This window comes from Pedococcus badiiscoriae, assembly GCF_013408925.1.
Classification (GTDB): Bacteria; Actinomycetota; Actinomycetes; order Actinomycetales; family Dermatophilaceae; genus Pedococcus; species Pedococcus badiiscoriae.
This window is the reverse complement of sequence record NZ_JACCAB010000001.1, coordinates 2,183,128-2,208,793: the sequence shown is the minus strand read 5'-3', so window position 1 is coordinate 2,208,793 and position 25,666 is coordinate 2,183,128. Positions and strand designations below refer to the sequence as shown.

Sequence of the window (25,666 nt, the reverse complement as noted above, 5' to 3'; positions counted from 1 at the left end):
CCCTAGCCAGTGGTGGAGCGCACGTGGACGACGTCACCGGCCGCCACGGCATACTCACTGCCCGCGCTGCTAACGACCAGGCGACCTTCGTCGTCGACCCCGACCGCCCGCACGCGTCGCACCTCACCACCCGCCACGTGCAGATCGACCTCGCGACCGATGGTCGAACAGGCCCTGCGGTATGCCGCGTGGACACCGGCGCGCGCCGGCGCGGCGCCGCTGAGGTCGGCGTGCCAACGGGCCAGGTGGGTGAGCACCGCCACCACCAGGCGCTCCCGGCTGACCTCGAGCGCGCCCGCCAGCCGCAGCGAGGTGGCGGTGTCGACGGGGAGCTCGTCGCGGTCCTGGTCGACGTTGATGCCCAGCCCCACCACGACGCCGGCCGGCTGGAGCTCGCAGAGGATGCCGCACACCTTGCGGTCGTCGTCGGCCGGCAGGAGCACGTCGTTGGGCCACTTGAGCGCACTGTCGACCCCTGCGACCTCGGTCAGCGCGTCGCGGACCGCCAGACCGGTGGCCAAGGGCAGCCAGCCGCGGCCCTGCTCGGGGGCCGGCAGGAGGACCGAGAGGGTCACCGCGGTGTTGGCCGGGGTCTCCCACGTGCGGCCGAGCCGGCCTCGCCCGGCCTCCTGGTGGTCGGTGACCACGACCCGCCACGGCTGCGCGAGCCGCGCCGCCTCGACGTTGGTGGAACCGAGGCTGGGGTGGACGTCGACCCCCGTCCAGGGCTGACCCGGCGTGACCAACGCCTCGTGCAATGCCTCACGGTCGAGCGATTCGCGCATGGAGGCAAGGCTAGGCTCGCCGACATGGCGCAGACCACCGATTCCATCGCTGATCCGCTCTCGGTCGGCGGCACCGACGTGCCCGGTCCTGACTCGGGCATCGACATCCACTCCACGGCCGGCAAGCTGGCCGACCTCAAGCGGCGGGTCGCCGAGGTTGCCCATGCCGGGACCGAGCGGGCCATCGAGAAGCAGCACGCGCGGGGCAAGAAGACCGCTCGTGAGCGGCTCGAGCTGCTGCTCGACGAGGGCTCGTTCGTCGAGATGGACAAGTACGCCCGGCACCGCTCGACCGCCTTCGGCCAGGAGGCGAACCGGCCGTACGGCGACGGCGTCGTCACCGGGTACGGCACCGTCGACGGGCGCACCGTGGCGGTCTTCGCGCAGGACTTCACCGTGTTCGGCGGATCCCTCGGCGAGGTGTTCGGCGAGAAGATCTGCAAGGTCATGGACTTCGCGATGAAGGTCGGCTGCCCGGTCGTCGGGCTCAACGACTCCGGCGGCGCGCGCATCCAGGAGGGCGTGGTCTCGCTCGGACTGTACGGCGAGATCTTCCGGCGCAACGTGCACGCCTCCGGGGTCATCCCGCAGATCAGCCTGATCATGGGCCCGTGCGCGGGCGGTGCGGTCTACTCCCCCGCCGTCACCGACTTCACCGTGATGGTCGACCAGACCTCGCACATGTTCATCACCGGGCCCGAGGTCATCAAGACGGTCACCGGCGAGGACGTGTCGTTCGAGGACCTCGGCGGTGCCCGGACCCACAACACCAAGTCCGGCGTCGCGCACTACATGGGTTCCGACGAGGAGGACGCCATCGAGTACGTCAAGGCGCTGCTGTCCTACCTGCCGTCCAACAACCTCGAGGAGCCGCCCTCGTTCGCCGACGACGGTGGCGAGCCGCCGTCGCTCGAGGTCACCGACGAGGACCGCGAGCTCGACACCCTCATCCCCGACAACGCCAACCAGCCGTACGACATGAAGACCGTGATCGAGCACGTCGTCGACGACGGTGAGTTCCTGGAGATCCAGCCGCTGTTCGCGCCCAACCTCATCGTGGGCTACGGGCGCATCGAGGGCCGCTCGGTCGGGGTGGTCGCCAACCAGCCGATGCAGTTCGCCGGCACCCTCGACATCGACGCCTCGGAGAAGGCCGCACGGTTCGTGCGGACCTGCGACGCGTTCAACGTGCCCGTGCTGACGTTCGTCGACGTGCCCGGCTTCCTGCCCGGCACCGACCAGGAGTGGGACGGCATCATCCGCCGCGGCGCCAAGCTCATCTACGCCTACGCCGAGGCCACCGTCCCCCTCGTCACGGTCATCACCCGCAAGGCCTACGGCGGCGCGTACGACGTGATGGGGTCCAAGCACCTCGGCGCCGACATCAACCTGGCCTGGCCGACCGCGCAGATCGCGGTCATGGGCGCCCAGGGCGCCGTCAACATCCTCTACCGCAAGCAGCTCGCCGCCGCGCAGGCCGCGGGAGAGAACGTCGACGAGGCCCGGGCCCGGTTCATCGCCGAGTACGAGGACACCCTCGCCAACCCCTACATCGCTGCCGAGCGCGGCTACATCGACACCGTCATCACGCCCTCGAACACGCGCATGAACGTCACCAAGGCGCTGCGGGCACTGCGCACCAAGCGCGAGACCCTGCCCCCCAAGAAGCACGGAAACATCCCCCTGTGACGGACCACGAGGCGGTGACGGACCACGAGACGGTGACGGACCACGAGGCGGTGCCCGCGCAACGTCCCCCGATGCGGCTGGTCCACGGCGATGCGACCCCGGAGGAGGTCGCCGCGGTGCTGGCGGTGCTCTCCGCGGTGACGGCGGGCGCACCCGAGCCGGCCCCGCGGCATACCTCGCAGTGGAGCTCCCGCGAGCGCGCGATGCGGCGTCCGCTGCACCCGGGACCGGGCGCCTGGCGCGCCTCCGGCTGGCCCTCCTGACCATTCCCGCTCCGCGGCCGGGGACGGCGACACGCCGCGACACGCCACGAACCCGGGCCGGTAGGACTGCCCCGGCCCTCGGCCGTACGGGCCATCTTCGCCTCAGGAGTGGGAACCGCGCGGCGACCGACCTACCGTGGACAGAGTCCCCACCGGCCAGGTGGGGCGGTCCCCGCGGTCGCCGAGCCCCGACACCCGTGTGGATGGCAAGCGATCCTTGCCGAGAGTGTCGGGGACGGAGAACCCAGGTACGACGGAAGCGGAAGTCGCGCTTCCTTGGGGTCAAGCCACTGGCACCAGCCGGCGGCCGGGCAGTTTCGGACGGAGCAGCACGCTCCGCGCCCGAACCCGACAGGTCACTCTTCGCAGGCGGTCCGAAAGAAATGGCCCTCCCGTGTCCCGTCATCCCTCGCTCCGCCCTGCCCTGCCGCGCCGCCTGATCGCCCTCCTGCTGGCGACCGTCGCCGTCGCAGCACTGTCGACCGGCCCGTTCGGCGCCGACCGCGCCGATGCCGCGATCCTCACGACCGTCCAGTTCGGCACCGTGACCCGCGTCGCGGCTGCGCAGGTCGGCGTGCCCTACCGGTATGGCGGCACGACGCCGCAGACCGGGTTCGACTGCTCCGGCTACGTGAAGTACGTGTACTCACAAGCCGCCAAGGTGGTGCCGCGCACCGCCGAGGAGCAGTACCGGGCCAGCGCCGCCGTCACTCCTCGGTCGGCACGCGCGGGCGACCTGGTCTTCTTCCACTCCTCGCCGACGACGGTCTACCACGTGGGCATCTATGCAGGGGCGGGCTACGTCTGGCACGCACCAAGGCCCGGCAAGGTCGTGGCGAAGGTGAAGATCTGGACCAGCGACGTCACTTTCGGCCGAGCCCGATGACCCCACCCGACTGACCCCTACGACTGCTCCCGGGAGCGCGCTGGGGGCGCCAGGCGAGAGGCGGGACGCAGGTCAGTCGAGCTCGGTGCCCGCGGCCTGGCGTCGCTGCACCCTCTCGCGCAGCTCGGCCGCCTCGACCTCGACCAGGCAGTCGGCGGCGAGCACCCGCTCGGCGGCAGCGAGGTCACCCATGAAGGCGCGGAACGTGTCGGGCACGGTGATGGCGTGCTGCGGTCGCGAGACCACCTCGATCTCGTCGCCCGGACGCACCGTCCCTCCCGTCACGACGGACAGGTAGGCCCCGGTGCGCCCGATGTCGGTGAACCGCTTGACCCAGCCCGGCTCACCCATCCGCGCCGCGAACGTGGCACAGGGGACCCTGGGACCGCAGACCTCGAGCACGACGTCGTCGCCGACCGCCCAGCGCTCGCCGAGGATCGCGCCGTCGACATCCAGACCGCTGGTCGTGAAGTTCTCCCCGAACATGCCGTGGGGCAGCTCGCGACCGAGCTGGTCGGCCCACCAGTCGAGCTCCTCCCGCGCAAACGCATACACCGCCTGGTAGTCGCCGCCATGGTGCCGCGTGTCGCCGAGGAAGTCGCCCTCGACCCCGCTGCCGAGCCCACCGTGCTTCGGCCCCGGAGCGCGCAGCTGGGCGGACTCGACGGGGCGCTTCGCGATGCCCGTGACGCCGACGTTCTTGGCGGTGCTGGGTTCGGCGCGCCCGACATTGAGCGACAACAGGTGTGCAGCCATGGACCCACCCTAGGGATCCGGGGCAACCGGATATCGCGGTGCCACCGTCAGGACCCTGGGGTACGTTCGCTCGCGTGAGCACAGAGACCACCATCGCCGCCCGCCCGGCCACCAACCTCGACCGCATCGCCGACGACTTCCTGGCGAAGTTCGTGGCCCTCAGCCCGATCACCGCGACCTACCTCGGCATCCCCGGCCATGACGAGGAGCTCGATGACTTCTCCCCGGCCGGTCACGAGGCGCATGCCGCGCTGCGGGCCGAGACCCTCGCGCAGCTCGACCAGGTCGAGCCCGTGGACGACATCGACCGGGTCACCCTGGCCGCCATGCGTGAGCGCCTCGGCCTCGCGGAGGAGACCCACCGGGCCGGGATCGACGAGATGTCCCTCAACGTCATCGCCTCCCCGATGCAGGAGGTGCGCGGTTGCTTCGACCTCATGCCCACGGCCACCGACGAGGACTGGGGCGTCATCAGCCGGCGTCTGCAGCGGGTGCCCGACGCCCTGCGCGGGTGGAAGGAAAGCCTGCTGAGCGCCTCGGCCAAGGGCAACATCGCCCCCCGTCGCCAGGTCGAGGCCTGCATCCAGCAGTGCGCCGACCTCGTCGCGGACGACGGCTACTTCGCCCACCTCGTCGCGGACGCCCGGCTGGCCGAGGCCACCGGCCCCGGTGAGCTGGCCGCTGCGACCCGCGAGACGCTGGCAGCTGCCGCCGAGGCTGCCGCGGCGGCCTACGCCGAGCTCCGCGGCTGGCTCAAGGACCACCTGCTCGACGACGCGCCCGAGGCCGACGCGTGCGGTCAGGAGCGGTACGCCCTGCTGTCCCGGTCGTTCCTCGGGGCCCGGGTCGACCTCGCCGAGACCTACGCGTGGGGGCAGCAGGAGGTCGAGCGGATCACGGCGCAGATGGAGGAGGTCGCCGACCGGATCAAGCCCGGCAGCACCGTCAAGGAGGCCATCGCCGCGCTCGACGCCGACCCTGCATACCAGCTGCACGGCACCGACGAGCTGAAGGCGTGGATGCAGCAGCGCGCCGACGAGGCGATCGCCAACCTCGCCGGCACGCACTTCGACATCCCCGACCCGGTGCGCACCATCGAGTGCCTCATCGCGCCCACCCAGACGGGCGGCATCTACTACACGGGCCCCTCGGAGGACTTCTCGCGGCCCGGGCGCATGTGGTGGTCGGTCCCCAAGGGTGTGACCGAGTTCGGCACCTGGAAGGAGCTCACGACCGTCTACCACGAGGGGGTTCCCGGGCACCATCTCCAGGTCGCCCAGACCGTCTTCCGTTCCGAGCTGCTCAACAAGTGGCGACGGATGCTCGCCTGGACCTCGGGCCACGGCGAGGGATGGGCCCTGTACGCCGAGCGGCTCATGGACGAGCTCGGCTACATGGACGACCCGGGCGCCAAGATGGGCCTGCTCGACAGCCAGTCGCTGCGCGCCGCGCGAGTCGTCATCGACATCGGAGTCCACTGCGGGTTCGAGGCCCCGGCGGAGGTCGGCGGTGGCGAGTGGACCTACGACAAGGCCTGGCAGTACCTCACCGACCACGCCAACCAGGGCGAGGCCTGGCTGCGGTTCGAGCTCGACCGCTACCTCGGCTGGCCGGGGCAGGCGCCGTCGTACAAGATCGGCGAGCGACTCTGGATGCAGCTGCGCGACCAGGTCGCGGAGCGTGAGGGTGCGGCGTTCTCGCTCAAGGACTTCCATCGCCGGGCGCTCGACATCGGTGGCGTCGGCCTCGACACGCTGCGCGAGGCGGTGCTCGGCGAGCTCGGCTGACCCCTCGCTCACGCGTCCTCGGGGCGGTCCGCCATCGGTGGCGGGCCGCCCCGCGTCCGTGGGCACCCGGCACACCTGGGGGTGCCTGCGAGGATGTGGCCGTGGAAACAGCTGTGGCCATCGTCGCCATCGTCGGGACCGTCATCGTCGTGGCCGGCATCGCCCAGCGGTGGCGGGTCGCTGCGCCCCTGGCCCTGCTCGTGGTGGGGGTGGTGGTCAGCTACATCTCGTTCATCCCCGAGCCCGAGCTGAGTGCCCAGGTCGTGTTGGTCGGCCTGCTGCCGCCCCTGCTGTATGCCGCGGCGATCCGGACGTCGCTGGTGGACTTCCGCGCCAACTGGACGCCGATCCTGAGCCTGTCGGTGGGCCTGGTCCTGTTCACCGCCGCAGGCGTGGGCCTGGTGACCTGGTGGTTGCTCCACGTGCCGTTCGCGGTGGCCTTCGCGCTGGGTGCCATCGTGGCACCGCCGGACGCGGTCGCCGCGACGGCGGTGGCACGCAGGATCGGGCTGCCTCGGCGGATCGTGACCATCCTCGAGGGCGAGTCGCTGGTGAACGACGCGACCGCCCTGGTCTCGCTGCGCACGGCCGTCGCCGCCTTCCCCCTGGCCGCGACGGCGGTCGCCTCCGGCAGCCACGCCACCACGGTGACCATGGGGTCTGTCGCCTTCGACTTCGGCCGGGCCGTGGTGCTGGGCGTCGGGTTCGGGGTGCTGGTCGGGATCGTGATCGCCTCCATCCGCAGCAAGGTCACCGAGTCGGCCATCGACACCTCGATCTCGTTCATCGTGCCCTACCTCGCCTACCTGCCGGCTGAGCACTACCACGGCTCCGGCGTGCTGGCCGTCGTCGTGGCGGGGCTGATCCTGGGCCACAAGTCGCCGATCGTCCAGAACGCGTCGTCCCGGCTGAGCGAGCGGATCAACTGGACGACGATCCAGTTCATCCTCGAGAACGCCGTCTTCCTCATGCTGGGCATGCAGATGCGACGGCTGGTCGAGGACGCCGGCCACACCGGCCCTGGCTGGGGTCGGGTCATCCTGGTGTGCGTGGCCGTCCTGGCCACCGTGGTGGTCCTGCGCCCGATCTGGGTCTTCCCGTTCAAGCTGCTGCAGGCCAAGCTCGGCAAGCACGAGGGCAAGTTCCACCCGAAGGCAGCAGCGGTGATCTCGTGGGCCGGGATGCGGGGGGTGGTGACCCTCGCCGCGGCGTTCACCCTGCCGGCGGCCACCCCCGAGCGGTCGACCCTGGTGCTGGCCGCCATGACGGTGACGGTCGCCACCCTTCTCCTGCAAGGACTCTCGCTGCCGTGGCTGGCCAGGACGCTGGGCGTACGCGGCCCCGACCCCCGCGAGGACGCCCTGCAGGAGGCCACCATCCTGCAGGCGTCGGTGGCGGCCGGCCTCAAGGCCCTCGAAGAGCACCACGACGTCGACGCCGACGTCATCGAGACGCTGCGCCGACGCGCCGAGAACCGCACCAACATCGTCTGGGAGCGACTCGGCCAGGGGCGGGTCGACGCCGTCGAGACGCCCAGCGCGACCTACCGCCGGGTGCGCCTGATCATGTTGGCCGCCGAGCGCGCCGAGCTCCTGCGCATCCGTGACGCCGGCACGGTCGACCACGAGGTGCTGGCCCACGTCCTGGCGCAGCTCGACATCGAGGAGTCCATGCTCGACCGGATCGAGGAGCGTTCCGACGAGCTGCGTGAGGAGCCGCTGCTGCCTCCCGAGCGCGGCGAGGACGAGTGCGAGCACCTCGCCGCCCACCACGACCGGTTCGTCGCGCCGACCAGCCCGCACGGCTGCGAGGAGTGCCTGCGCGACGGCACGACCTGGGTCCACCTGCGGCTCTGCCTCGACTGCGGGCACGTGGGGTGCTGCGACTCCTCGCCCCAGAAGCACGCGACGGGCCACTTCCACGAGAGTGACCATCCGGTGATGCGCAGCTTCGAGCCCGGGGAGTCCTGGCGCTGGTGCTTCGTGGACGACCAGCTCGGCTGACGACGTCGGGTATGCCGCCGGGGCGCCAGGGGTGGGTACCCTCACCCTCGTGACGTCCCTCGTGCTCGCCTCCGCCTCCCCCGCCCGTCGCCGACTGCTCGTGGCCGCGGGGCTCGAACCCAGCATCGTCGTGAGCGGCGTGGACGAGTCGGCGGTGACCGCCGCGGCCCGGGAGACCTATGGCGAGCTGGTCGCCGAGGACGTCGCGCTGCTGCTCGCGAGGGCCAAGGCCGAGGACGTGGCCGACCAGATCGACGACGCGGTGATCATCGGGTGCGACTCGGTCCTCGACCTGGACGGGGCGATCCACGGCAAGCCCTCCTCGGCGGCGGAGGCCGTCTCCCGGTGGCGCCAGATGCGCGGCCGGTCCGGCATCCTGCACACCGGGCACTGGGTCGTCGACACCCGCGACGAGGACCACGGCGGGACGGGCGCGACCCTCGGGGCCACCGCGTCCACGACCGTGCACTTCGCCAAGCTGACCGACGACGAGATCGACGCGTACGTCGAGACCGGCGAGCCCCTGCGCGTGGCCGGGGCGTTCACCCTCGACGGGCTCGGCGCCCCCTATGTCAGCAGCATCGAGGGAGACCCGAGCAACGTCGTCGGCATCTCCCTGCCGCTGCTGCGCGAGCTGCTCATGGAGCTCGGCCTCGCGTGGCACGACCTGCGCAGCTCGGCGCACCGGGGCGCGCAGGGCGCCCACGTCGAGCGCGCCTGAGCGAGCCGCCGAGATCCCAGCTCTCGGCGTCCCGGAGGGCCTGGCGGCCCGAGAGCTGGGCTCTCGGGGAGCCAGGGCAGGACTGTCGTGTCAGACCGGGGGGATGTCGCGGCGCTTGGTGGCGAAGTGGCGGTCGCGAGCCTTGGCGTAGCGCAGCCGGAGCAGCAGCTCGCCACGCAGGGCGTCCGCCTCGATGATCTGGTCGAGGACCAGGTCGGCGGCGAGCCGCTCGAGGTCGACGTCCTCCTCGTACTCGCGACGCATGTCCTGGACGAACTGCTCGCGCTCGGCGGGGTCGTCGATCGCCGCGATCTTGTTGGCGTAGACGGCGTTGACGGCCGCCTCCGGACCCATCACGGCGATCCGCGCGGTCGGCAGCGCGATGGTCGCATCCGGTCCGAAGCCGGGGCCGCCCATCGCGTAGAGCCCAGCCCCGTAGGCCTTGCGGACGATCACGCAGAACTGCGGAACCGTCGCCGAGGACACCGCGTGCACCATCTTGGCGCCGTGCCGGATGATCCCCCCGCGCTCGACCTCCGACCCGATCATGAACCCCGGCACGTCGGCGAGGTAGATCAGCGGGATCGAGTAGGCGTCGCAGAGCCAGATGAACCGGGCCGCCTTGTCCGCACTGTCCGTGAACAGCACGCCGCCCTTGACCACGGAGTTATTGGCGACGATCCCGACGGTCTCGCCCGCCATGCGGCCGAACCCGATCACGAGCTCGGGAGCGAACAGCGGCTTGACCTCGAAGAACGACTCCTCGTCGGCGAGGCCGTCGATGACCTCGTGGATGTCGAAGGGCTGGCTCTCGCGCTCGGGCACGGTGTGCCGGGTCAGCGGCTTCGAAGGCTCCTCGGGTGCGTAGGTCGGCAGGTCCGATCGCCAGCTCGGCGGCAGGTAGGAGAAGTACAGCTTGGCCATCTCGATCGCCTCGGCGTCGTCGGCGACGAGCAGGTCCCCCACCCCGGAGACGGTGCAGTGCATCCGCGCGCCACCCATGTCCTCGAGCGAGACCTTCTCCCCCACCACCATCTCGGCCATGCGCGGGCTGCCGAGGTACATCGAGGCATTCCCCTCGACCATGATGATGAGGTCGGTGAACGACGGGATGTACGCACCACCAGCAGCACTCGGGCCGAAGAGGCAGCAGATCTGCGGCACCTTGCCCGACAGGGCGACCTGGTTGTGGAAGATGCGTCCGGCGCCACGCCGGCCGGGGAACATCTCGACCTGGTCGGTGATCCGCGCGCCCGCCGAGTCGACGAACCAGAAGACCGGCAGCTCCTCGCGCAGCGCCATCTCGGTCGCCCGGACGATCTTCTCGACGGTGCGCGCACCCCATGATCCGGCCTTGACCGTCGGGTCGTTGGCGATGACGATCGCCGGTCGCCCGTCGACGGTGCCGCGGCCGGTGACCACGCCGTCGGCCGGCAGACCGCTGGCCGTGGCGTTGGCGTAGCGCGCGTCCTCGACGAAGCTGCCCTCGTCGAACAGCATCGCGATCCGGTCGCGGACGTAGAGCTTGCCCTGCGAGTCCAGCTTGGCCTGCGCCTTCTCCGGCGCGACCGCGGAGGCCTGGTAGGCCGCGGCGAGCCGCTCGCGGACGTCGGTCACCTTGGGGTCGGTGCCGGAGTCCTGCCCCACCGCGAACGGTGGCTGGACCGCAGGGGTGGACGCGCCGGACGACGAGGTGGAGGTCACCGGCATACCCTCTCGCACTCCGGCGCTCACGCGGTGGGCAGGCCGAGGTGGCGGGCGATGACCATGCGCTGCACCTCGGAGGTGCCCTCGCCGATCTCGAGGATCTTCGCGTCGCGGTAGAACCGGGCCACCGGGTACTCCTCCATGAAGCCGTTGCCACCGAAGACCTGGGTGGCGATGCGGGTGGCTGTCACGGCGGCCTCGGTGGAGTAGAGCTTGCAGATCGCGGCGGCCTGCTTGACCTCCTTGACCGAACGGCGGCCGTGCTCGAGCTCGTCCTTGAGCCACGCGGCCTTGTAGGTCAGCTGGCGAGACGCCTCGACCATGACGGCGAGGTCGGCGATCTGGAAGGACACGCCCTGGTTGACACCGATCGGCTTGCCGAACGCCTTGCGGGTCTTCGCGTAGGCCGTGGTCTCCTCGAGCATCCGCTGGCTCATGCCGACCGCGAGGGCGGAGATGGCGATGCGGCCGTCGTCGAGGGTCTTGAGGAACTGCCTGAAGCCCTCGCCCTCGTTGCCGAGCAGGTTGCCGGCCGGGACGCGGCAGCTCTCGAAGGTCAGGCCGTGCGTGTCCGAGGCGTGCCAGCCGAGCTTGTCGTAGGCCGGCTCGACGGTGAACCCCGGTGTGCCGGAAGGGATCATGATCGCACTGAGCTGGGCGGAGCCGTCCTCGTTCGTGCCGGTGCGGGCGGTGACCGTGACGACCGAGGTGATGTCGGTGCCGGAGTTGGTGATGAACGCCTTGGAGCCGTTGACGACCCACTCGTCGCCCTCGCGGACCGCCTTGGTGCGGGTGGCACCGGCGTCGGAGCCGGCGTCCGGCTCGGTGAGGCCGAAGCCGGCGAGCGCACGCCCGGCCACCAGGTCGGGCAGGAAGCGCTCCTTCTGCTCCTGCGAGCCGTAGGTGAGGATCGGGTTGATGCCCAGGCCGACACCGGCCGACAGCGTGATGCCGATCGACTGGTCGACCCGGCCGAGCTCCTCGATGGCCACGCAGAGCGACGTGAAGTCACCGTCGTCGCCCATCCCGCCGAACTCCTCGGGCACGACGAGGCCGAACAGCCCCAGCTCGCCCATCTTCGGGACCAGGTCGCTCGGGAAGTGGTGGTCCTTGTCCCACTTGGCGATGTGCGGCTCGACCTCTGCCTCGGCGAACTCCCGGACGACCTTGCGGAAGTCCTCGTGCTCCTTGCTCAGCTCGAACATCGTGTCTCCTTCGTGGGGTGCGCGCCGGGGGTCACCCAGCCACGCGGCATGCTGTGGTTGCTTGACGTTGACGTAAACGTAAAGCAATACTCACGGGTATGCCAGCCCCCGCAGCCACAGCCGTCCAGGAGACCTGGACGATCCGGGAGATCGCGGACGAGTTCGGCGTGACGCACCGGACGGTGCGCCACTACGAGGACCTCGGGCTGATCACGCCGGAGCGCCGGGGGACGACCCGCGTCTACCACCGCCGTGACCGGACCCGGCTGGCGCTGATCCTGCGCGGCAAGCGGCTGGGTTTCCCCCTGGAGGAGATCCGCACGATCATCGACCTGTACGACCGGCCGCGGGGCAAGGCCAGCCAGCTCGAGTACGTCCTGGACCAGATCGACGAGCGGCGCAGTGACCTCGAGCAGCGCCGCCGTGACCTCGAGGACGCCATCACCGAGCTCGGTGAGTTCGAGCGCCGCTGCCGCGCCGACCTGCGTCGCCTGGGCTGACGCTGCCCCTTCGGGACCTGCGGCCTTAGGCTCAGCGGGCATGACCGGTCTGCGCGTCCTGTTCATCGGTGGCACCGGCGTGATCAGCTCGGCGTGCGTCGCCGAAGCGGTCGCGTGCGGGCACCGCGTCACGATCCTCAACCGCGGCACCAGCACCACCCATCCACCGCATCCCGACGCCGAGCGGCTGCACGCCGATGTCCGCGACGCCGCGGCCGTCCGGGAGGTCGTCGGCAGCAGGGCGTTCGACGTCGTGGTCGACTTCCTCTCGTTCACCCCGGACCAGGTGCAGCAGCAGCTCGACGCGTTCGTGGACAGGACCGGCCAGTACGTGTTCATCAGCTCGGCATCGGCCTACCAGACGCCGCCGAGCAGGCTGCCCGTCACCGAGTCCACTCCCCTGCGCAACCCGTTCTGGGCCTACTCGCGGGCCAAGATCGCCTGCGAGGACCTGCTCGTGGCGGCCTACCGCGAGCGCGGGCTCCCGATGACGATCGTGCGGCCCTCGCACACCTACGACCACACGCTGCCGCCTTTCGAGGGACGCTGGACCGTGGTCGAGCGGATGCGCCAGGGCAGGCCCGTCGTGGTCCACGGCGACGGAACCTCGCTGTGGACCATCACCCACCACACGGACTTCGCGCGGGCCTTCGTCGGGCTCCTGGGTCGTGGGGAGGCGATCGGCGAGGCGTTCCACATCACCGGTGACGAGGCCCCGACCTGGAACCAGATCTACGCCGACATCGCCGAGGCTGCCGGGGTGGAGCCACAGCTGGTGCACGTGCCGTCCGAGGCCATCGCCGCCGTCGACGAGGACTTCGGCGCCAGCCTGCTGGGCGACAAGGCCCACTCGATGGTGTTCGACAACAGCAAGATCCGCACGCTGGTGCCGGGTTGGGCCGCTCGGGTGCCGTTCCGCCAGGGCGCGCAGGAGATCGTCGACTGGCACGACGCGGACCCGGCCCGCAAGCGGGTCGACGCCGACCTCGACGCGCTCTACGACCGGCTCGTCGCCGCCCACCGGGTCTGACCGCCACAGCCGCGTCGGCTAGGTTCGCGGCCGTGGACTGGGAGGTGCTGCGCAGCAGGGTCGTCACCGCGCCCGGCGACGTCGCGATGGGCGCACCCGCCGTGACGGTGGCCGTGGTCGCGGCGGTCCTCGTGGTCGCGGTGCCGCCCGTGTGGCTGGTGCTGCGAGTCGCGGTGACGCTCGTCCACGAGCTGGGTCACGCCCTCGTGGGTCTGGCGGTGGGACGCCGCTTCACCGGGTTCGTGCTCCGAGGAGACATGTCCGGGCACGCCGTGACCGTGGGGCCCGCGCGCGGCCCGGGCCGGGTCCTGTCGACCTGGTCGGGATACCCGGCTCCCGCAGTCGTCGGAGCCGCGCTGGTCTGGACCGCCGCCCGTGGCTGGGCGGCGCCGGTGCTGACCGTCCTGCTCGTCATCTGGCTGCTGACCCTGGTCCGGGTGCGGTCACTGCTCACGGCCGCCGTCATGATGGTGGCACTCGCGGCGACCGCAGCCCTGTGGTGGTGGCGGGACGACTCGGTGCAGGCCCAGGTGATGGTGGCCACGGGGATCGTGCTCCTCGTGGGCGCCTGGCGGCACCTCGGCGCCGTGATGTCCTCGCGCACCCGCGGCAGCGACCCGGCCGTCCTCGCCTCGCTGACGCACGTGCCCGCCCTGGTGTGGAACGCCTCGTTCGTCCTCGCCTGCGCGGCGGCGACCTGGCTGGCCGCTGTCGAGGTGGCCGCCGCCTGGGGTTAGCGCCCCTGCCTAGGCCGGCGCCTCTGCCCGGCGCGACCCTGCCCGGCCAGGAGCTCGTCGATCTCCGCGGCAGTGGGTGCCGTGGCCGGACCCCGCCTGGTCACCTTGATCGCCCCGGCGGCGTTGGCCCGTGTCGCCGCCGTCTCCCAGTCGGCGCCCGCCGCCCGGCACGCCACCAGCACCCCGGTGTGGGTGTCCCCTGCACCGTTGGTGTCGATCGCCTCCTGCGGATAACCCTGCAGGGAGGTCGTGCGGCCACCCTCGTGCAGGTGGCAGCCCCGCGGGCCGTCGCGCACGATGACGACGGCGCCCGCCGGCAGGACGGCGGTCAGCGCCTCGACCGAGGCCGCAGGATCGGCGTGCCCCGTCAGCTGTCCGGCTTCCTCGGCGTTGCTGGTCCACACGGTGGTGCGGGCGAGCGCCCGCTCCCGGACGTCGGCAGGCAGGTCCGCAAAGGCCGCGCCCGGATCGAGGACCACCACCACCGCGGGCTCGAGACTCTCCAGCCAGGCCACCAACGGATCCCGGGTGCGCCCGACCAGCGAGAAGCCGCTCAGGCACACCAGATCCCCCGCCACCGGTGCCGACGTCTGGAGGGACTCGATGCTGATCCGTCGCTCGGCCCCCTGCGTCGTCACGAAGGTGCGTTCGGCGCTCGGCTCGACCATCACGAAGCAGATCCCCGTGTCGAGGTCGGTGACCGGTGGGCTGCTCACGGTGACTCCCTCGGCCGCCAGAGCCGCCCGCACCAGGTCACCGTTGGGGCCAGTCCCCACTGAACCGGCCAGGACCGCCCGCGCCCCGGAACGGGAGGCGGCCACGAGGATGTTCACCGCTCCACCGGCATACCGCCCGTAGGTCCGCGCCACCGCGTTGCCTCCGCGCGCCGGCAGCGCGTCGACCGTGACCACCTCGTCGACCAGCGCCTGCGCGGTGTGGATGACCCGCGGGACCGGTGCGTCATCGGGCACGGGCGCGTGGGTGGTCATGCCGAGCGAGTATGCCGGGCGGCGCGGACGGGTGCTCCCCCTCCCGAGCGCAGGCAGTCGTGGAATGCTGCACCGCATGGCGACTGCACCGGAGACGACCCTGCTCATCCTCGGCGCCGGGGGTGACCTGACCCACCGGTTGCTGCTGCCCGGACTGGCCAGCCTGCTCGTGGTCGAGCCGGAGCGCCGCGTCCGGGTCGTCGGCGCCGACCGGGTCGACTTCACTGCTGCGCAGTGGAAGGCGCGCGTCAAGGACTCCTTCGGTGACGCCGGTGCGCCGGCGAAGGTGACGAGCGCGGTCACCAAGCACACGGCATACGTCCAGACCGACGTGCTGGACGAGGCTGCGCTGCGCGAGCTGGTGGACAGCTGTGGCGACGGTCCCCTGGTCATCTTCTTCGCCCTGCCTCCGCAGGTGACGATGAAGGTCTGCGACGTGCTGCAACATGTCGACCTGCCCGAGGTCACCCGGCTCGCGCTGGAGAAGCCGTTCGGCACCGACCACGCCTCCGCAGTGCGGTTCAACGCCCTGCTGCACCGGCTGGTGCCCGAGGAGGAGATCTTCCGGATCGACCACTTCCTCGGCGTGGCAACGGTCTTCAACCTCGTGGGCCTTCGCTTCGCCAACCGGATGCTCGCCCCGATCTGGAGCGGGGAGCACATCGAGCGGGTGGAGATCGTCTACGACGAGGACCTCGCACTCGAGGGGCGCGCCGGCTACTACGACGGTGCGGGAGCCCTCAAGGACATGCTGCAGAGCCATCTGCTCCAGGTGCTCGCGCTCTTCGCGATGGAGTCGATCGCCACCTTGGACGCCCGCGAGCTGCAGGACCAGAAGGCCCAGGTGCTGCGCGCCACGAAGGTCTGGGGAGGCTCCCCGAAGCGCTCCTCGCGACGGGCGCGGTACACCGCGGGAACCCTCGGTCGCCGGAGGGTGCCGGACTACGCCAAGGAGGCGGGAGTCGACCCCAAGCGCTCCACCGAGACCCTCGCCCAGGTCACCCTCGAGGTCGCGAACTCGCGGTGGGCGGGCGTGCCGTTCGTGCTGCGCAGCGGCAAGGCCATGGGCGCGCCGCGCAAGCAGATCGTCGCGCACTTCCGCGACGTCCCGCACCTGCCGACCGGCTTCACCGGGGGCGCAGCCGGCGACCGGCTGACCATCGACCTCAAGCCCGGTGCCGTCTCCCTCACCCTGACGATGAACGCCGAGGGCGACCCGCTCGACCTCGAGCAGAAGACCCTCACCGCGACCCTCGCCGCGCCGCGGATGCAGCCCTACGGGGAGGTCCTGGCGCAGATCTTCGACGGCAGCCAGCTGCTCACCGTGCGCGGGGACGCCGCGCAGGAGTGCTGGCGGATCGTGGCCCCGGTCATCAAGGCCTGGGCGCAGGACCGGGTGCCGCTCGAGACGTATCCCGCGGGGTCCACCGGCCCCGAGGGCTGGCTCACGCCGTAGTCGGCAGACCGCCTCCCCAGACGCCGCGTCCCCAGAGGCCGCGTCCCTCGAGGCCGCGTCCCCGCAGGCTCAGACGCGGCTGCGCACCGAGTAGAGCTCGGGGAAGAACGTCAGGTCGAGGGCCCGGCGCAGGAAGTCGACCCCGGACGAGCCGCCGGTCCCCCTCTTGTGCCCGATGGTGCGCGTCACCACCTGCAGGTGCCGGAAGCGCCACTGCTGGAAGTTGTCCTCGAGGTCCACGAGCTCCTCGCAGGTCTCGTAGACGCCCCAGTGCTCGGCCGGGCTGGCATACACGGCCGCGAAGGTGTCGACCAGTGCGTCGTTCTCCCGGTAGGGCTGGGTGAAGTCGCGGTCGAGCAGCTCGGCGGGCACGGCATACCCGTGGCGGTCGAGGTAGCGCAGGAACTCGTCGTAGAGACTCGGCTGCTCGAGCAGCTGCGCGAGCATCGAGCGCGCCGTCTCGTCGTGGTCGAAGACCTTGACCATGTCGGCGTTCTTGTTGCCGAGCAGGAACTCGACGGCGCGGTACTGCCAGGACTGGAACCCCGAGCTGGTGGCGAGGAAGGGCCTGATCTCGGCGTACTCGCTCGGCGTCAGCGTGGCCAGCACCGACCACTGGTCGGTGAGGACCTCCTGGATGCGCTTGACCCGGGCCAGCCGCTTGAGGGCCGGGGCGAGCTCGTCACCGGCGAGCAGCGAGCGGGCCGAGCGCAGCTCGTGCAGCATGAGCTTGAGCCAGAGCTCGGACGTCTGGTGCTGGATGATGAAGAGCAGCTCGTCGTGCTGCTCCGGACGGCTCCGGGGGTGCTGCGCCGTGAGGAGCTGGTCCAGGCTGAGGTAGTCGCCGTAGGACATCGCCCCGGAGAAGTCCCGCTGCACGCCCTCTTCGATCTCACGCACCGACCGCGCGTCGTCACCGCTCATGGCGTCACCCTATGGCGCCGCACGCTGACCGCCTGTTCTGGCGAGAGAGTGTTGGCGAGGCCACACCCCGCGGGTGGGGGTGCCGTCACGGAAACGGGCTAGGCTCCGGCGCATGGCGCCCATCTCCGAGTCGACGACGAAACCGATCTCCAAGGTTCTCATTGCCAACCGTGGCGAGATCGCCGTCCGCATCGCGCGCGCCTGCGCCGACAGCGGCATCGGCTCCGTTGCCGTGTATGCCGATCCGGACCGCGACGCCCTGCACGTCAAAGTGGCCGACGAGGCGTACGCGCTCGGCGGCTCGACCCCCGGTGACTCCTACCTGGTCCAGGAGAAGCTCCTTGAGGTGGCCCGCAAGTCCGGAGCGGACGCGGTCCACCCCGGCTACGGCTTCCTCGCCGAGAACGCCTCCTTCGCCCAGGCCGTCCTCGACGCCGGGCTGACCTGGATCGGCCCCTCCCCCGAGGCCATCGACTCCTTGGGCGACAAGGTCAAGGCCCGGCACATCGCCGCGCGCGCCAACGCCCCGCTGGTGCCCGGCACCGCAGACCCGGTCGCCGATGCCGACGAGATCGTCGCGTTCGCCAAGGAGCACGGCCTGCCGGTGGCGATCAAGGCGGCCTTCGGCGGTGGCGGCCGCGGCCTGAAGGTCGCGCGCACCATCGAGGAGATCCCCGAGCTGTTCGACTCCGCCACCCGCGAGGCCGTCGCCGCGTTCGGTCGCGGCGAGTGCTTCGTCGAGCGCTACCTCGACAAGCCCCGCCACGTCGAGACCCAGTGCCTGGCCGACACCCATGGAAACGTCGTCGTGGTCTCGACCCGCGACTGCTCGCTGCAGCGCCGCCACCAGAAGCTCGTCGAGGAGGCCCCCGCGCCGTTCCTGTCCGAGGAGCAGAACGCCGAGCTGCGCCGCGCCTCCAAGGCCATCCTCGCCGAGGCCGGCTACACCGGCGCCGGGACGTGCGAGTTCCTCGTCGGCCAGGACGGCACCATCTCCTTCCTCGAGGTCAACACCCGCCTGCAGGTCGAGCACCCGGTGACCGAGGAGGTCACCGGCATCGATCTGGTCCGCGAGCAGTTCCGCATCGCCAACGGCGAGGCCCTCGGCTACGACGACCCCACCCCGACCGGTCACTCGTTCGAGTTCCGGATCAACGGCGAGGACGCCGGCCGCGGGTTCCTGCCCGCCCCCGGTGTCGTCACCGTGTTCGAGCCCCCGTCCGGGCCCGGCGTGCGCCTCGACTCGGGTGTCGTCGCCGGCGACGTCATCGGCGGCGCGTTCGACTCGATGCTGGCCAAGCTCATCGTCACCGGCCGTGACCGGCACCAGGCGCTGGAGCGCTCGCGTCGGGCGCTGGCCGAGTTCACCGTCGACGGCATGCCCACCGTCCTGCCGTTCCACCGCGTCATCGTGTCCGACCCCGCGTTCGCCCCCGAGGGGGACAAGCCCTTCTCGGTGCACACCCGGTGGATCGAGACCGAGTTCGACAACCAGATCGAGCCCTACTCCGGCCCGGTAGCCGAGGTCCCCGAAGAATCCGGCGAGCGCCAGAGTGTCGTCGTCGAGGTCGGCGGCAAGCGCCTCGAAGTGGTCCTACCCGGCGGTCTCTCGCTGGGTGGCGGCCCCAGCGCGGCGAAGAAGAAGGCGCCGCGCCGATCCGGGGGCTCCAGGACCGGCGCCGCCGCCTCCGGTGACTCCCTCACCGCCCCCATGCAGGGCACCATCGTCAAGATCGCCGTGCAGGAGGGCCAGCAGGTCGCCGCCGGCGAGCTCGTCGTCGTCCTCGAGGCCATGAAGATGGAGCAGCCGATCAACGCCCACAAGGCCGGCACCATCACCGGTCTGGCCGCCGAGGTCGGCCAGACCGTCACCAACGGCGCCGTGATCGCCGAGATCAAGGACTGACGGACCGACAGCACCGACACGAGCGGCGCCGCCTCCCAGCGGGGAGACGGCGCCGCTGTCGTATGCCGCGGGCAGACCGCGCGCGGTCAGCGACCGAACGGTGGCAGCTCCTTGGTGCCTTCGGTGGTCTCCCCCGTATCGGGCCCCGGCTCGGGCACCGTGCTGCCACTGGCACCGGCACCATAACCAGGGAGCTGACCGGGGTCGAGCGGGCCGCCCGGCTGGCCCGGCTGCTGCGGCTCACCCGGGATCAGAGGGCCGTCGCTGGAACCCGGCTGGGGGTCTCCGGTGGCGGGCGACGGGTTCGGTGCCGGAGTGGTCGGCGCGGGCTCGTCCCAGCTGGGACGGTCCGGGGCCGGCTCAGATGGCGCAGGGCCGCCGGGGCTCGGAGCGGGCGCTGGCGCAGGTGGGGGCTCAGGCGCCGGGGTCGGCGCCGGCTCGGGAGCGGGGGTCGGAGCGGGTGCCGGCTGCTCCGCGGGCAGGCCCAGCTGCTCGCGCAGGGCGCCCGCACCCTGCTCGACCTGGTCGGCGTACTTGCCGCCGGTCTGCTTGTCGACGAGGTCCTCGACCTTCTCGATGACAGTCTCCGCCTGCTGCGGATTGCCCTTGGCGAGGTCCTTGATCTTGTCCAGCCAACCGCCTGCCATGGTCATGCCCTTTCCTCAGAACATCAGGGTCGGCGCGCCTGAGCACGCCCAGCTCGGACACTACTCATGAATGAGCGGGAATGACCGGACCTGCCACAGTCACCGGGGCGCGGTCAGTCGCGCTGGTGGAGCTGCCGGGCGGCCTCCGCCACCGACCCGGACAGCGACGGGTACACCGTGAAGGTGCCGGCCAGCTGGTCGACGGTCAGGCCGTGCTGCACCGCCAGGGTCACCGGGTAGATGAGCTCTGATGCGCGGGGGGCGACGACCACGCCGCCCACGACCGTGCCGCCACCCTTGCGCGCGAACAGCTTGACGAAGCCGTCGGTGATGCCCTGCATCTTCGCGCGCGGGTTGGTCGACAGGGGGAGCATCACGGACGTCGCATCCACGGTGCCCTCGTCGAGGTCCTTCTGGGAGAAGCCGACCGTGGCGATCTCGGGGTCGGTGAAGATGTTGGCCGAGACGGCACGCAGGTTGAGCGGGGCCACCGCGTCACCCAGCGCGTGCGCCATGGCGATGCGCCCCTGCATCGCGGCCACCGACGCCAGGGGCAGCACCCCGGTGCAGTCGCCCGCGGCATACACGCCTCGGACGGAGGTGCGGGAGACCTTGTCGACCACCACGTGTCCGGACGCGCTCACGCGCACGCCCACGTCCTCGAGGCCGATGCCGGTGGTCTGCGGGACCGAGCCGACCGCGAGCAGCGCGTGGCTGCCCTCGACCTCGCGGCCGTCCTCGAGCCGGACCACGACGCCGGAGTCCGTGCGGGACACCGAGGCCATCCGCGAGCGCCCGAGCACGTCCATCCCGCGCTTGCGGAACACGTCCTCGATGACGCTGGCCGCATCGGCGTCCTCACCCGGGAGCACCCGGTCCCGGGAGGACACGAGGGTGACGCGCGAGCCGAGGCCGAGGTAGGCCTGCGCCAGCTCGGCGCCGGTGACACCCGACCCGACCACCACGAGGTGCTCGGGCAGCTCGGCCAGAGTGTAGATCTGCTGCCAGGTGAGGATGCGCTCGCCGTCGGGCTGGGCCGTCGGGACGACCCGTGGGGTCGCGCCGGTCGCGATGAGCACCACGTCGGCGGTCAGGGTCCGGGTCGACCCGTCGGCGAGCGTCGCCAGGACCTCGCCGGTGCCGACCAGCCGTCCGGCGCCGGGCAGCACCGTGACGCCGTCCCCGGCGAGACGTGCCCCGATGTCGCGCGACTGCGCGGCAGCCAGCGCCAGGATGCGGCGGTTGACGGCGGCCAGCTCGGCGACGGAGTCGGAGACCTCGTCACCCTCGTTGTCCTCGAGGTGCACGCCGAGGTCGGACGCCGTCTCGAACTGGCTCATGAAGTCGGCCGTCGAGATGAGGGTCTTGGACGGCACGCAGTCGGTCAGCACCGCGGCGCCGCCGACCCCGTCCCGGTCGACCACCGTCACGGCGGCACCCAGGTGGGCCGCGACGAGGGCGGCCTCGTAGCCACCGGGGCCACCGCCGAGGATGACCACTGAGGACTGGGGCGCGTTCACGCGACCATCCAACCATCCTGCTGGCGACGCCTGATCGTCACGTGGTTTTTGCCTTCCCGCCACGGGCTGTGGGGCTTAAGGTCCAATAGCAGACATTAAGTTCCGCAACGGTACCTACCGCCGCCCGCCGAAAGGGCACCATAGTCAGGATGGAACACATGCCAGCTCGCCCCCGCCACACGGCCCTCGTCGCCGTGGTCGCCGCAGCCTCATTCCTCGCTGTCTCGGCGTGCGCTCCCCCCGCGAAGACCAGCTCGGGGGGCTCGAGCGCCGCCGCCAAGGCCGGCACCGCCACCTCGGCCGCAGACCTGGGCGGCATGGACGCCCTGGTCGCCGCCGCCAAGAAGGAGGGGACGCTCAACGTCATCGCCCTCCCGCCGGACTGGGCCAACTACGGCGCGATCATCAAGGCCTTCGGCGACAAGTACGGCATCAAGGTCAACAGCGCGCAGCCCGACGCGAGCAGCGCGGACGAGATCACCGCGGCCACTCGGCTCAAGGGTCAGTCCAGCGCACCCGACGTCTTCGACGTGGGAGCCTCCGTCGCTCTTGCCCACACGGACATGTTCGCGCCCTACAAGGTCGCGAAGTTCGACTCCGTGCCGGCGAACCTCAAGGAGGCCGGTGGGGCGTGGGTCAACGACTACGGCGGCTACATGTCCATCGGCTACGACTCCTCCAAGGTCCCGGCGCCCACCTCGGTGACCGACCTGCTCAAGCCCGCCTACAAGGGCAAGGTGGCTCTCAACGGGGACCCGACCAAGGCGGGTGCGGCCTTCGCCGGGGTGCAGATGGTGTCCATGGCCAATGGCGGCACAGCCGCTGACATCACCAAGGGCGTCGAGTTCTTCAAGAAGCTCAAGGCCGCCGGCAACTTCCTGCCCGTCGACCCGACGCCTGCCACCATCGCCTCGGGCCAGACCCCGGTCGTCTTCGACTGGGACTACCTCAACGCTGCTCAGACCGCCAAGGTCAAGAGCTGGAAGGTGTTCGTCCCGCAGAACGCGGTGCTGGGCGGCTACTACTTCCAGGCCATCAACAAGGACGCCCCGCACCCCGCCGCGGCCCGGCTGTGGGAGGAGTTCCTCTACTCCGACGCGGGCCAGAACCTGTGGCTCAACGGTGGCGCTCGTCCGGTCCGGTTCGACGACATGAAGAAGGCCGGCACGCTCGACCAGGCGGCCGCCGCCAAGCTGCCGGCAGTCTCCGGCACGCCGACGATCCCCAGCCAGGACGACACGACGAAGGCGAAGGCCTACCTCGCCGCCAACTGGGCCAACGCCGTTGGCTGACGCTCGCCTGCGCAGGGCGTTCGGTGGCCGTCGGCCATCGGGCGCCCTGCTCGGCGTGGTGCCCTTCTTCGCCTACGTCACGGTCTTCCTCGTCATCCCCACCCTCGTGGTGGTGTTCGGCGCCTTCGTCGGCCACGACGGTGGGCTCACCCTGGCCAACGTCCGCGCGCTCGGAAACCCTGCCGTCACCTCCGCGCTGTGGCACTCGGTGATCCTCTCGGCCGTCACCGCGGTGGCCGGTGCCGTGATCGGGGCCGTGCTCGCGTATGCCGTGTCGACGGGGCGCCCCGACGGCATACTCAAGCGGTTCATCACCTCGCTCAGCGGAGTCCTGGCCCAGTTCGGCGGGGTCGCGCTCGCGTTCGCCTTCCTCGCGACGTTCAGCGCCGAGGGGTACCTGACGAAGCTCCTGACCAGTGCGGGTCTCAACTCCAACGGCGGCCTGTGGCTGTACGAGTGGAACCAGGGCCTCATGCTCGTCTACCTGTACTTCCAGATACCGCTGATGCTCATCGTCTTCCTGCCGGCGGTCGAGGGCCTGAAGCCCCAGTGGCGCGAGGCCGCCGAGACCCTCGGCGGAAGCACCTTCGTCTACTGGCGCAAGGTGGCCGGCCCGATCCTGCTGCCGTCGTTCATCGGTGGACTGCTGCTGTTGTTCACCAACGCCTTCAGCGCGTATGCCACGGCTGCCGCCCTCGTCTCGCAGGGATCCCCGCTGCTGCCGCTGGCGATCGGCAACACGCTGAGCTCCGAGGTGGTCCTGGGCCAGGAGAACGTCGGCAAGGCCATGGCCCTGGAGATGGTGGTGGTCGTCGCCATCGTGATGACCGCGTACGTCCTGCTCGACCGGCGCGCCTCCCGGTGGTTGGTCCGGTGAGCGCGGCGCGCGGACAGCGAGCGGCCTTCCGACGACGACAGGACCTCTTCCGGTGGGTCGTCGTCACCGTCGTCGTGCTGTTCTTCCTGGCCCCGCTGGCCGGCAGCCTGGACTTCACCACCCGTGACGCCGGCGGCCACCGGTCGACCCAGACCTGGTCGACCCTGCTCGACGTGGGCGCGATCTCCTCCCGCTACCCCGACCTGCAGACCGGGTTCCTCGCGTCCGCCGGTCTGGCGGTCCTGACTCCCGCGATCATGCTCCTCCTCCTGGTCCCGACGATGACCTGGGTGCGGCTGCGGGTGCCGGGAGCCAGCCGCCTGGTGGAGTTCCTGTGCCTGCTGCCGCTCACGGTCCCCGCCATCGTCCTGGTGGTCGGCCTGACGCCGGTCTACGCGTGGGTCACCTACTTCCTCGGGGAGTCGACCATCTGGCTGGCCTTCGCCTACGTGGTCCTCGTGCTCCCGTACGCGTACCGCTCGCTGGACGCCGGGCTGCGGGCGATCGACGTCCGGACGCTGAGCGAGGCGGCCCGGTCGCTCGGCGCGGGGTGGCTCACGGTCATGGTGCGGGTCATCCTGCCCAACGTGCGCACGGCAGTTCTGTCCGCGTCGTTCCTGGCGGTGGCCCTCACCCTCGGCGAGTTCACGATCGCCAGCCTGTTCAGCCGCACCAACCTGCAGGTCGCCATGTACCTCCTGGGCAAGTCCGACGCCCAGATCTCGGTCGCGGTCGGACTGGCGTTCCTCGTCTTCTCCTTCGTCGTGCTGTTCGCCCTGTCCTTCGCCGGCGGCCAACGGGGTGCGGTCGCCCCACTCGCCCGGCTACGCCGTCCCCGCAAGGAGCCCTCATGAGTGCCACCGCCCCCGCCGCACCTCGCACCCCGGACAGCGGGCGCGGTGTCGCGGTCGAGCTCACCCGTCTGCGCCGGACGTACGGCGAGGTCGTCGCGCTGGACGACCTGACGCTGCGGCTGGCCCCGGGCGAGCTGGTTGCCCTGCTCGGCCCGTCAGGATGCGGCAAGACGACCGCACTGCGATGCCTTGCCGGGCTCGAGGACCCCGACGCCGGGCGGATCGAGGTGGGAGGCAAGGACATCACGGCCGTCGCCACCAACCGCCGAGACATGGGAATGGTCTTCCAGGCCTACAGCCTGTTCCCGCACCTGACCGCCCGGCAGAACGTCGAGTTCGGGCTGCAGCTTCGCGGGCAGGCCAGCGAGCGCCGACGTGCGCGCGCCGCCGAGATGCTCGAGCTGGTCGGCCTGAGCAGCCAGGCCGACCGGTACGCCCACCAGATGTCGGGCGGTCAGCAGCAGCGCGTCGCCCTGGCCCGCGCTCTCGCCATCGAGCCGCAGGTGCTCCTGCTCGACGAGCCGCTGTCCGCCCTGGACGCGAAGGTCCGGGTGCAGCTGCGGGACGAGATCCGTCGGATCCAGCTCGAGGTCGGCACGACCACCCTGTTCGTCACCCACGACCAGGAGGAGGCCCTCGCCGTGGCGGACCGCGTCGGGGTCATGCGCAACGGCCGCCTCGAACAGATCGCCGCTCCCGAGGAGCTCTACTCGCGACCGGCGAACGACTTCGTGGCCGACTTCGTGGGAGTGACCAACCGACTTCCCGGCGAGGCGCAGGCGCAGGCCGCGACCGTGCTCGGGGGCTCGGTCCCACTGCTCAGCGGGTCGGCCACGTCCGGTCCCGTCGTCGTGCTCGTCCGACCGGAACACCTTGTGGTGCATGCTGATCCGAGCGGCCCCGACACCGTGACGAGCGGCAGCTTCCTCGGAGCGCACGGTCGCGTCATCGTCGAGCTCGGCCAGGGTGGACAGGCCATCGTCCAGGTGCCCAGCGGCTCGGTCTCGTCGTACGCACCGGGCAGCCGGGTCAGGGTGCAACCGACCGGCGAGCCCGCCCTGGCGGTGACCGCGGGCGCGTGAGCCCGAGGCGGCTCCGGGCCGTCCGGGGCGCGCCGCCACCGTCGCGCCAC

At 71.1% G+C, this 25,666-nt stretch carries 23 protein-coding genes; 15 read left to right on the top strand and 8 right to left on the bottom strand.

All coding sequences use genetic code 11. The features are described from left to right. Positions 1-2: 2 nt before the first annotated feature. Positions 3-785: a biotin--[acetyl-CoA-carboxylase] ligase gene (locus tag BJ986_RS10545; protein ID WP_179421940.1), complete on the bottom strand. Its 783-nt coding sequence runs from the start codon at positions 783-785 to the stop codon at positions 3-5. Between the two features lie 24 nt (positions 786-809). Here BJ986_RS10545 and BJ986_RS10540 point away from each other — a divergent pair, with 24 nt between their 5' ends. From BJ986_RS10540 to BJ986_RS10530, 3 genes are all read left to right on the top strand, one after another. Next, positions 810-2,474, top strand: a complete 1,665-nt coding sequence (locus tag BJ986_RS10540; RefSeq protein ID WP_238338079.1) for an acyl-CoA carboxylase subunit beta — start codon at positions 810-812, stop codon at positions 2,472-2,474. Continuing rightward, the gene (locus tag BJ986_RS10535; RefSeq protein WP_337795140.1) at positions 2,471-2,737 is read left to right on the top strand and encodes an acyl-CoA carboxylase subunit epsilon; all 267 of its coding nucleotides are present in this window, start codon (positions 2,471-2,473) and stop codon (positions 2,735-2,737) included. Before BJ986_RS10540 ends, BJ986_RS10535 begins: the two co-directional genes overlap by 4 nt. Before the next feature lie 394 nt (positions 2,738-3,131). After that, positions 3,132-3,623: an NlpC/P60 family protein gene (locus tag BJ986_RS10530; protein ID WP_179421939.1), complete on the top strand. Its 492-nt coding sequence runs from the start codon at positions 3,132-3,134 to the stop codon at positions 3,621-3,623. Between the two features lie 72 nt (positions 3,624-3,695). Here BJ986_RS10530 and BJ986_RS10525 read toward each other — a convergent pair whose 3' ends face one another. Continuing rightward, the gene (locus tag BJ986_RS10525; protein WP_179421938.1) at positions 3,696-4,379 is read right to left on the bottom strand and encodes an MOSC domain-containing protein; all 684 of its coding nucleotides are present in this window, start codon (positions 4,377-4,379) and stop codon (positions 3,696-3,698) included. A gap of 74 nt (positions 4,380-4,453) precedes the next feature. Here BJ986_RS10525 and BJ986_RS10520 point away from each other — a divergent pair, with 74 nt between their 5' ends. From BJ986_RS10520 to BJ986_RS10510, 3 genes are all read left to right on the top strand, one after another. Then, a complete protein-coding gene (locus tag BJ986_RS10520) occupies positions 4,454-6,166 on the top strand; it encodes a DUF885 family protein (RefSeq protein ID WP_179421937.1) in 1,713 nt (570 codons plus the stop codon). Between the two features lie 101 nt (positions 6,167-6,267). After that, a complete protein-coding gene (locus tag BJ986_RS10515; RefSeq protein WP_179421936.1) occupies positions 6,268-8,169 on the top strand; it encodes a Na+/H+ antiporter in 1,902 nt (633 codons plus the stop codon). 49 nt (positions 8,170-8,218) lie between these two features. After that, entirely contained in the window at positions 8,219-8,890 is a 672-nt protein-coding gene (locus BJ986_RS10510) for a Maf family nucleotide pyrophosphatase (protein WP_179421935.1), read from the top strand. Between the two features lie 90 nt (positions 8,891-8,980). On the opposite strand, the gene BJ986_RS10505 is transcribed toward BJ986_RS10510, so the two are convergent. After that, complete coding sequence (locus BJ986_RS10505; RefSeq protein WP_420372058.1) at positions 8,981-10,537, bottom strand: acyl-CoA carboxylase subunit beta; 1,557 nt, start codon at positions 10,535-10,537, stop codon at positions 8,981-8,983. An 83-nt stretch (positions 10,538-10,620) separates the two neighbouring features. Further along, positions 10,621-11,802, bottom strand: coding sequence for an acyl-CoA dehydrogenase family protein (locus tag BJ986_RS10500; RefSeq protein ID WP_179421933.1), 1,182 nt, complete (start codon positions 11,800-11,802; stop codon positions 10,621-10,623). 98 nt (positions 11,803-11,900) lie between these two features. On the opposite strand from BJ986_RS10500, the gene BJ986_RS10495 reads away from it, so the two are divergent. From BJ986_RS10495 to BJ986_RS10485, 3 genes are read left to right on the top strand one after another with little or no spacing between them, the layout of a single operon-like run. Next, positions 11,901-12,302, top strand: a complete 402-nt coding sequence (locus tag BJ986_RS10495; RefSeq protein WP_179421932.1) for a MerR family transcriptional regulator — start codon at positions 11,901-11,903, stop codon at positions 12,300-12,302. A gap of 40 nt (positions 12,303-12,342) precedes the next feature. Continuing rightward, complete coding sequence (locus BJ986_RS10490) at positions 12,343-13,332, top strand: SDR family oxidoreductase (protein WP_179421931.1); 990 nt, start codon at positions 12,343-12,345, stop codon at positions 13,330-13,332. Between the two features lie 32 nt (positions 13,333-13,364). After that, the gene (locus BJ986_RS10485; RefSeq protein ID WP_337795136.1) at positions 13,365-14,069 is read left to right on the top strand and encodes a M50 family metallopeptidase; all 705 of its coding nucleotides are present in this window, start codon (positions 13,365-13,367) and stop codon (positions 14,067-14,069) included. Here the strand turns inward: BJ986_RS10485 and BJ986_RS10480 are convergent. Continuing rightward, positions 14,066-15,058 carry a PfkB family carbohydrate kinase gene (locus tag BJ986_RS10480; RefSeq protein WP_179421930.1) on the bottom strand — a complete coding sequence of 331 codons (993 nt, stop codon included), beginning with the start codon at positions 15,056-15,058 and terminating at the stop codon, positions 14,066-14,068. The genes BJ986_RS10485 and BJ986_RS10480 overlap by 4 nt on opposite strands. 76 nt (positions 15,059-15,134) lie before the next feature. Here BJ986_RS10480 and BJ986_RS10475 point away from each other — a divergent pair, with 76 nt between their 5' ends. Beyond that, positions 15,135-16,514, top strand: coding sequence for a glucose-6-phosphate dehydrogenase (locus tag BJ986_RS10475; RefSeq protein ID WP_179421929.1), 1,380 nt, complete (start codon positions 15,135-15,137; stop codon positions 16,512-16,514). 69 nt (positions 16,515-16,583) lie between these two features. Here BJ986_RS10475 and kynA read toward each other — a convergent pair whose 3' ends face one another. Further along, the gene (gene kynA, locus BJ986_RS10470; protein WP_179421928.1) at positions 16,584-17,438 is read right to left on the bottom strand and encodes a tryptophan 2,3-dioxygenase; all 855 of its coding nucleotides are present in this window, start codon (positions 17,436-17,438) and stop codon (positions 16,584-16,586) included. Between the two features lie 112 nt (positions 17,439-17,550). Here kynA and BJ986_RS10465 point away from each other — a divergent pair, with 112 nt between their 5' ends. Beyond that, on the top strand, positions 17,551-19,344 hold the full coding sequence (locus tag BJ986_RS10465) for an acetyl/propionyl/methylcrotonyl-CoA carboxylase subunit alpha (RefSeq protein WP_179421927.1): 1,794 nt from the start codon (positions 17,551-17,553) through the stop codon (positions 19,342-19,344). 86 nt (positions 19,345-19,430) lie between these two features. On the opposite strand, the gene BJ986_RS10460 is transcribed toward BJ986_RS10465, so the two are convergent. Then, positions 19,431-19,997: an antitoxin gene (locus BJ986_RS10460; protein ID WP_179421926.1), complete on the bottom strand. Its 567-nt coding sequence runs from the start codon at positions 19,995-19,997 to the stop codon at positions 19,431-19,433. 107 nt (positions 19,998-20,104) lie between these two features. Beyond that, complete coding sequence (locus BJ986_RS10455) at positions 20,105-21,511, bottom strand: NAD(P)H-quinone dehydrogenase (RefSeq protein WP_420372042.1); 1,407 nt, start codon at positions 21,509-21,511, stop codon at positions 20,105-20,107. 158 nt (positions 21,512-21,669) lie between these two features. Here BJ986_RS10455 and BJ986_RS10450 point away from each other — a divergent pair, with 158 nt between their 5' ends. Genes BJ986_RS10450 through BJ986_RS10435 form a run of 4 tightly spaced genes read left to right on the top strand, consistent with a single transcriptional unit; the run spans position 21,670 to position 25,616 of the window. Beyond that, the gene (locus BJ986_RS10450; protein ID WP_179421924.1) at positions 21,670-22,803 is read left to right on the top strand and encodes an ABC transporter substrate-binding protein; all 1,134 of its coding nucleotides are present in this window, start codon (positions 21,670-21,672) and stop codon (positions 22,801-22,803) included. Continuing rightward, a complete protein-coding gene (locus BJ986_RS10445; protein ID WP_238338078.1) occupies positions 22,796-23,680 on the top strand; it encodes an ABC transporter permease in 885 nt (294 codons plus the stop codon). Before BJ986_RS10450 ends, BJ986_RS10445 begins: the two co-directional genes overlap by 8 nt. Further along, positions 23,677-24,534, top strand: a complete 858-nt coding sequence (locus BJ986_RS10440) for an ABC transporter permease subunit (RefSeq protein WP_179421923.1) — start codon at positions 23,677-23,679, stop codon at positions 24,532-24,534. The genes BJ986_RS10445 and BJ986_RS10440 overlap by 4 nt, the downstream gene beginning before the upstream one ends. After that, positions 24,531-25,616 (top strand): ABC transporter ATP-binding protein, encoded by a 1,086-nt coding sequence (locus BJ986_RS10435; protein WP_179421922.1) that lies wholly within the window; start codon positions 24,531-24,533, stop codon positions 25,614-25,616. Before BJ986_RS10440 ends, BJ986_RS10435 begins: the two co-directional genes overlap by 4 nt. Positions 25,617-25,666 lie beyond the last annotated feature (50 nt).

What these genes read in the sequence shown, in the direction of transcription:
- BJ986_RS10450 (WP_179421924.1), top strand. Translation starts at nt 21,670, where the DNA reads ATGCCAGCTCGCCCCCGCCACACGGCCCTCGTCGCCGTGGTCGCCGCA.
- BJ986_RS10475 (WP_179421929.1), top strand. Translation starts at nt 15,135, where the DNA reads ATGGCGACTGCACCGGAGACGACCCTGCTCATCCTCGGCGCCGGGGGT.
- BJ986_RS10545 (WP_179421940.1), bottom strand. Translation starts at nt 785, where the DNA reads ATGCGCGAATCGCTCGACCGTGAGGCATTGCACGAGGCGTTGGTCACG.
- BJ986_RS10465 (WP_179421927.1), top strand. Translation starts at nt 17,551, where the DNA reads ATGGCGCCCATCTCCGAGTCGACGACGAAACCGATCTCCAAGGTTCTC.
- BJ986_RS10480 (WP_179421930.1), bottom strand. Translation starts at nt 15,058, where the DNA reads ATGACCACCCACGCGCCCGTGCCCGATGACGCACCGGTCCCGCGGGTC.
- BJ986_RS10540 (WP_238338079.1), top strand. Translation starts at nt 810, where the DNA reads ATGGCGCAGACCACCGATTCCATCGCTGATCCGCTCTCGGTCGGCGGC.
- BJ986_RS10500 (WP_179421933.1), bottom strand. Translation starts at nt 11,802, where the DNA reads ATGTTCGAGCTGAGCAAGGAGCACGAGGACTTCCGCAAGGTCGTCCGG.
- kynA (WP_179421928.1), bottom strand. Translation starts at nt 17,438, where the DNA reads ATGAGCGGTGACGACGCGCGGTCGGTGCGTGAGATCGAAGAGGGCGTG.
- BJ986_RS10495 (WP_179421932.1), top strand. Translation starts at nt 11,901, where the DNA reads ATGCCAGCCCCCGCAGCCACAGCCGTCCAGGAGACCTGGACGATCCGG.
- BJ986_RS10460 (WP_179421926.1), bottom strand. Translation starts at nt 19,997, where the DNA reads ATGACCATGGCAGGCGGTTGGCTGGACAAGATCAAGGACCTCGCCAAG.
- BJ986_RS10490 (WP_179421931.1), top strand. Translation starts at nt 12,343, where the DNA reads ATGACCGGTCTGCGCGTCCTGTTCATCGGTGGCACCGGCGTGATCAGC.
- BJ986_RS10435 (WP_179421922.1), top strand. Translation starts at nt 24,531, where the DNA reads ATGAGTGCCACCGCCCCCGCCGCACCTCGCACCCCGGACAGCGGGCGC.
- BJ986_RS10525 (WP_179421938.1), bottom strand. Translation starts at nt 4,379, where the DNA reads ATGGCTGCACACCTGTTGTCGCTCAATGTCGGGCGCGCCGAACCCAGC.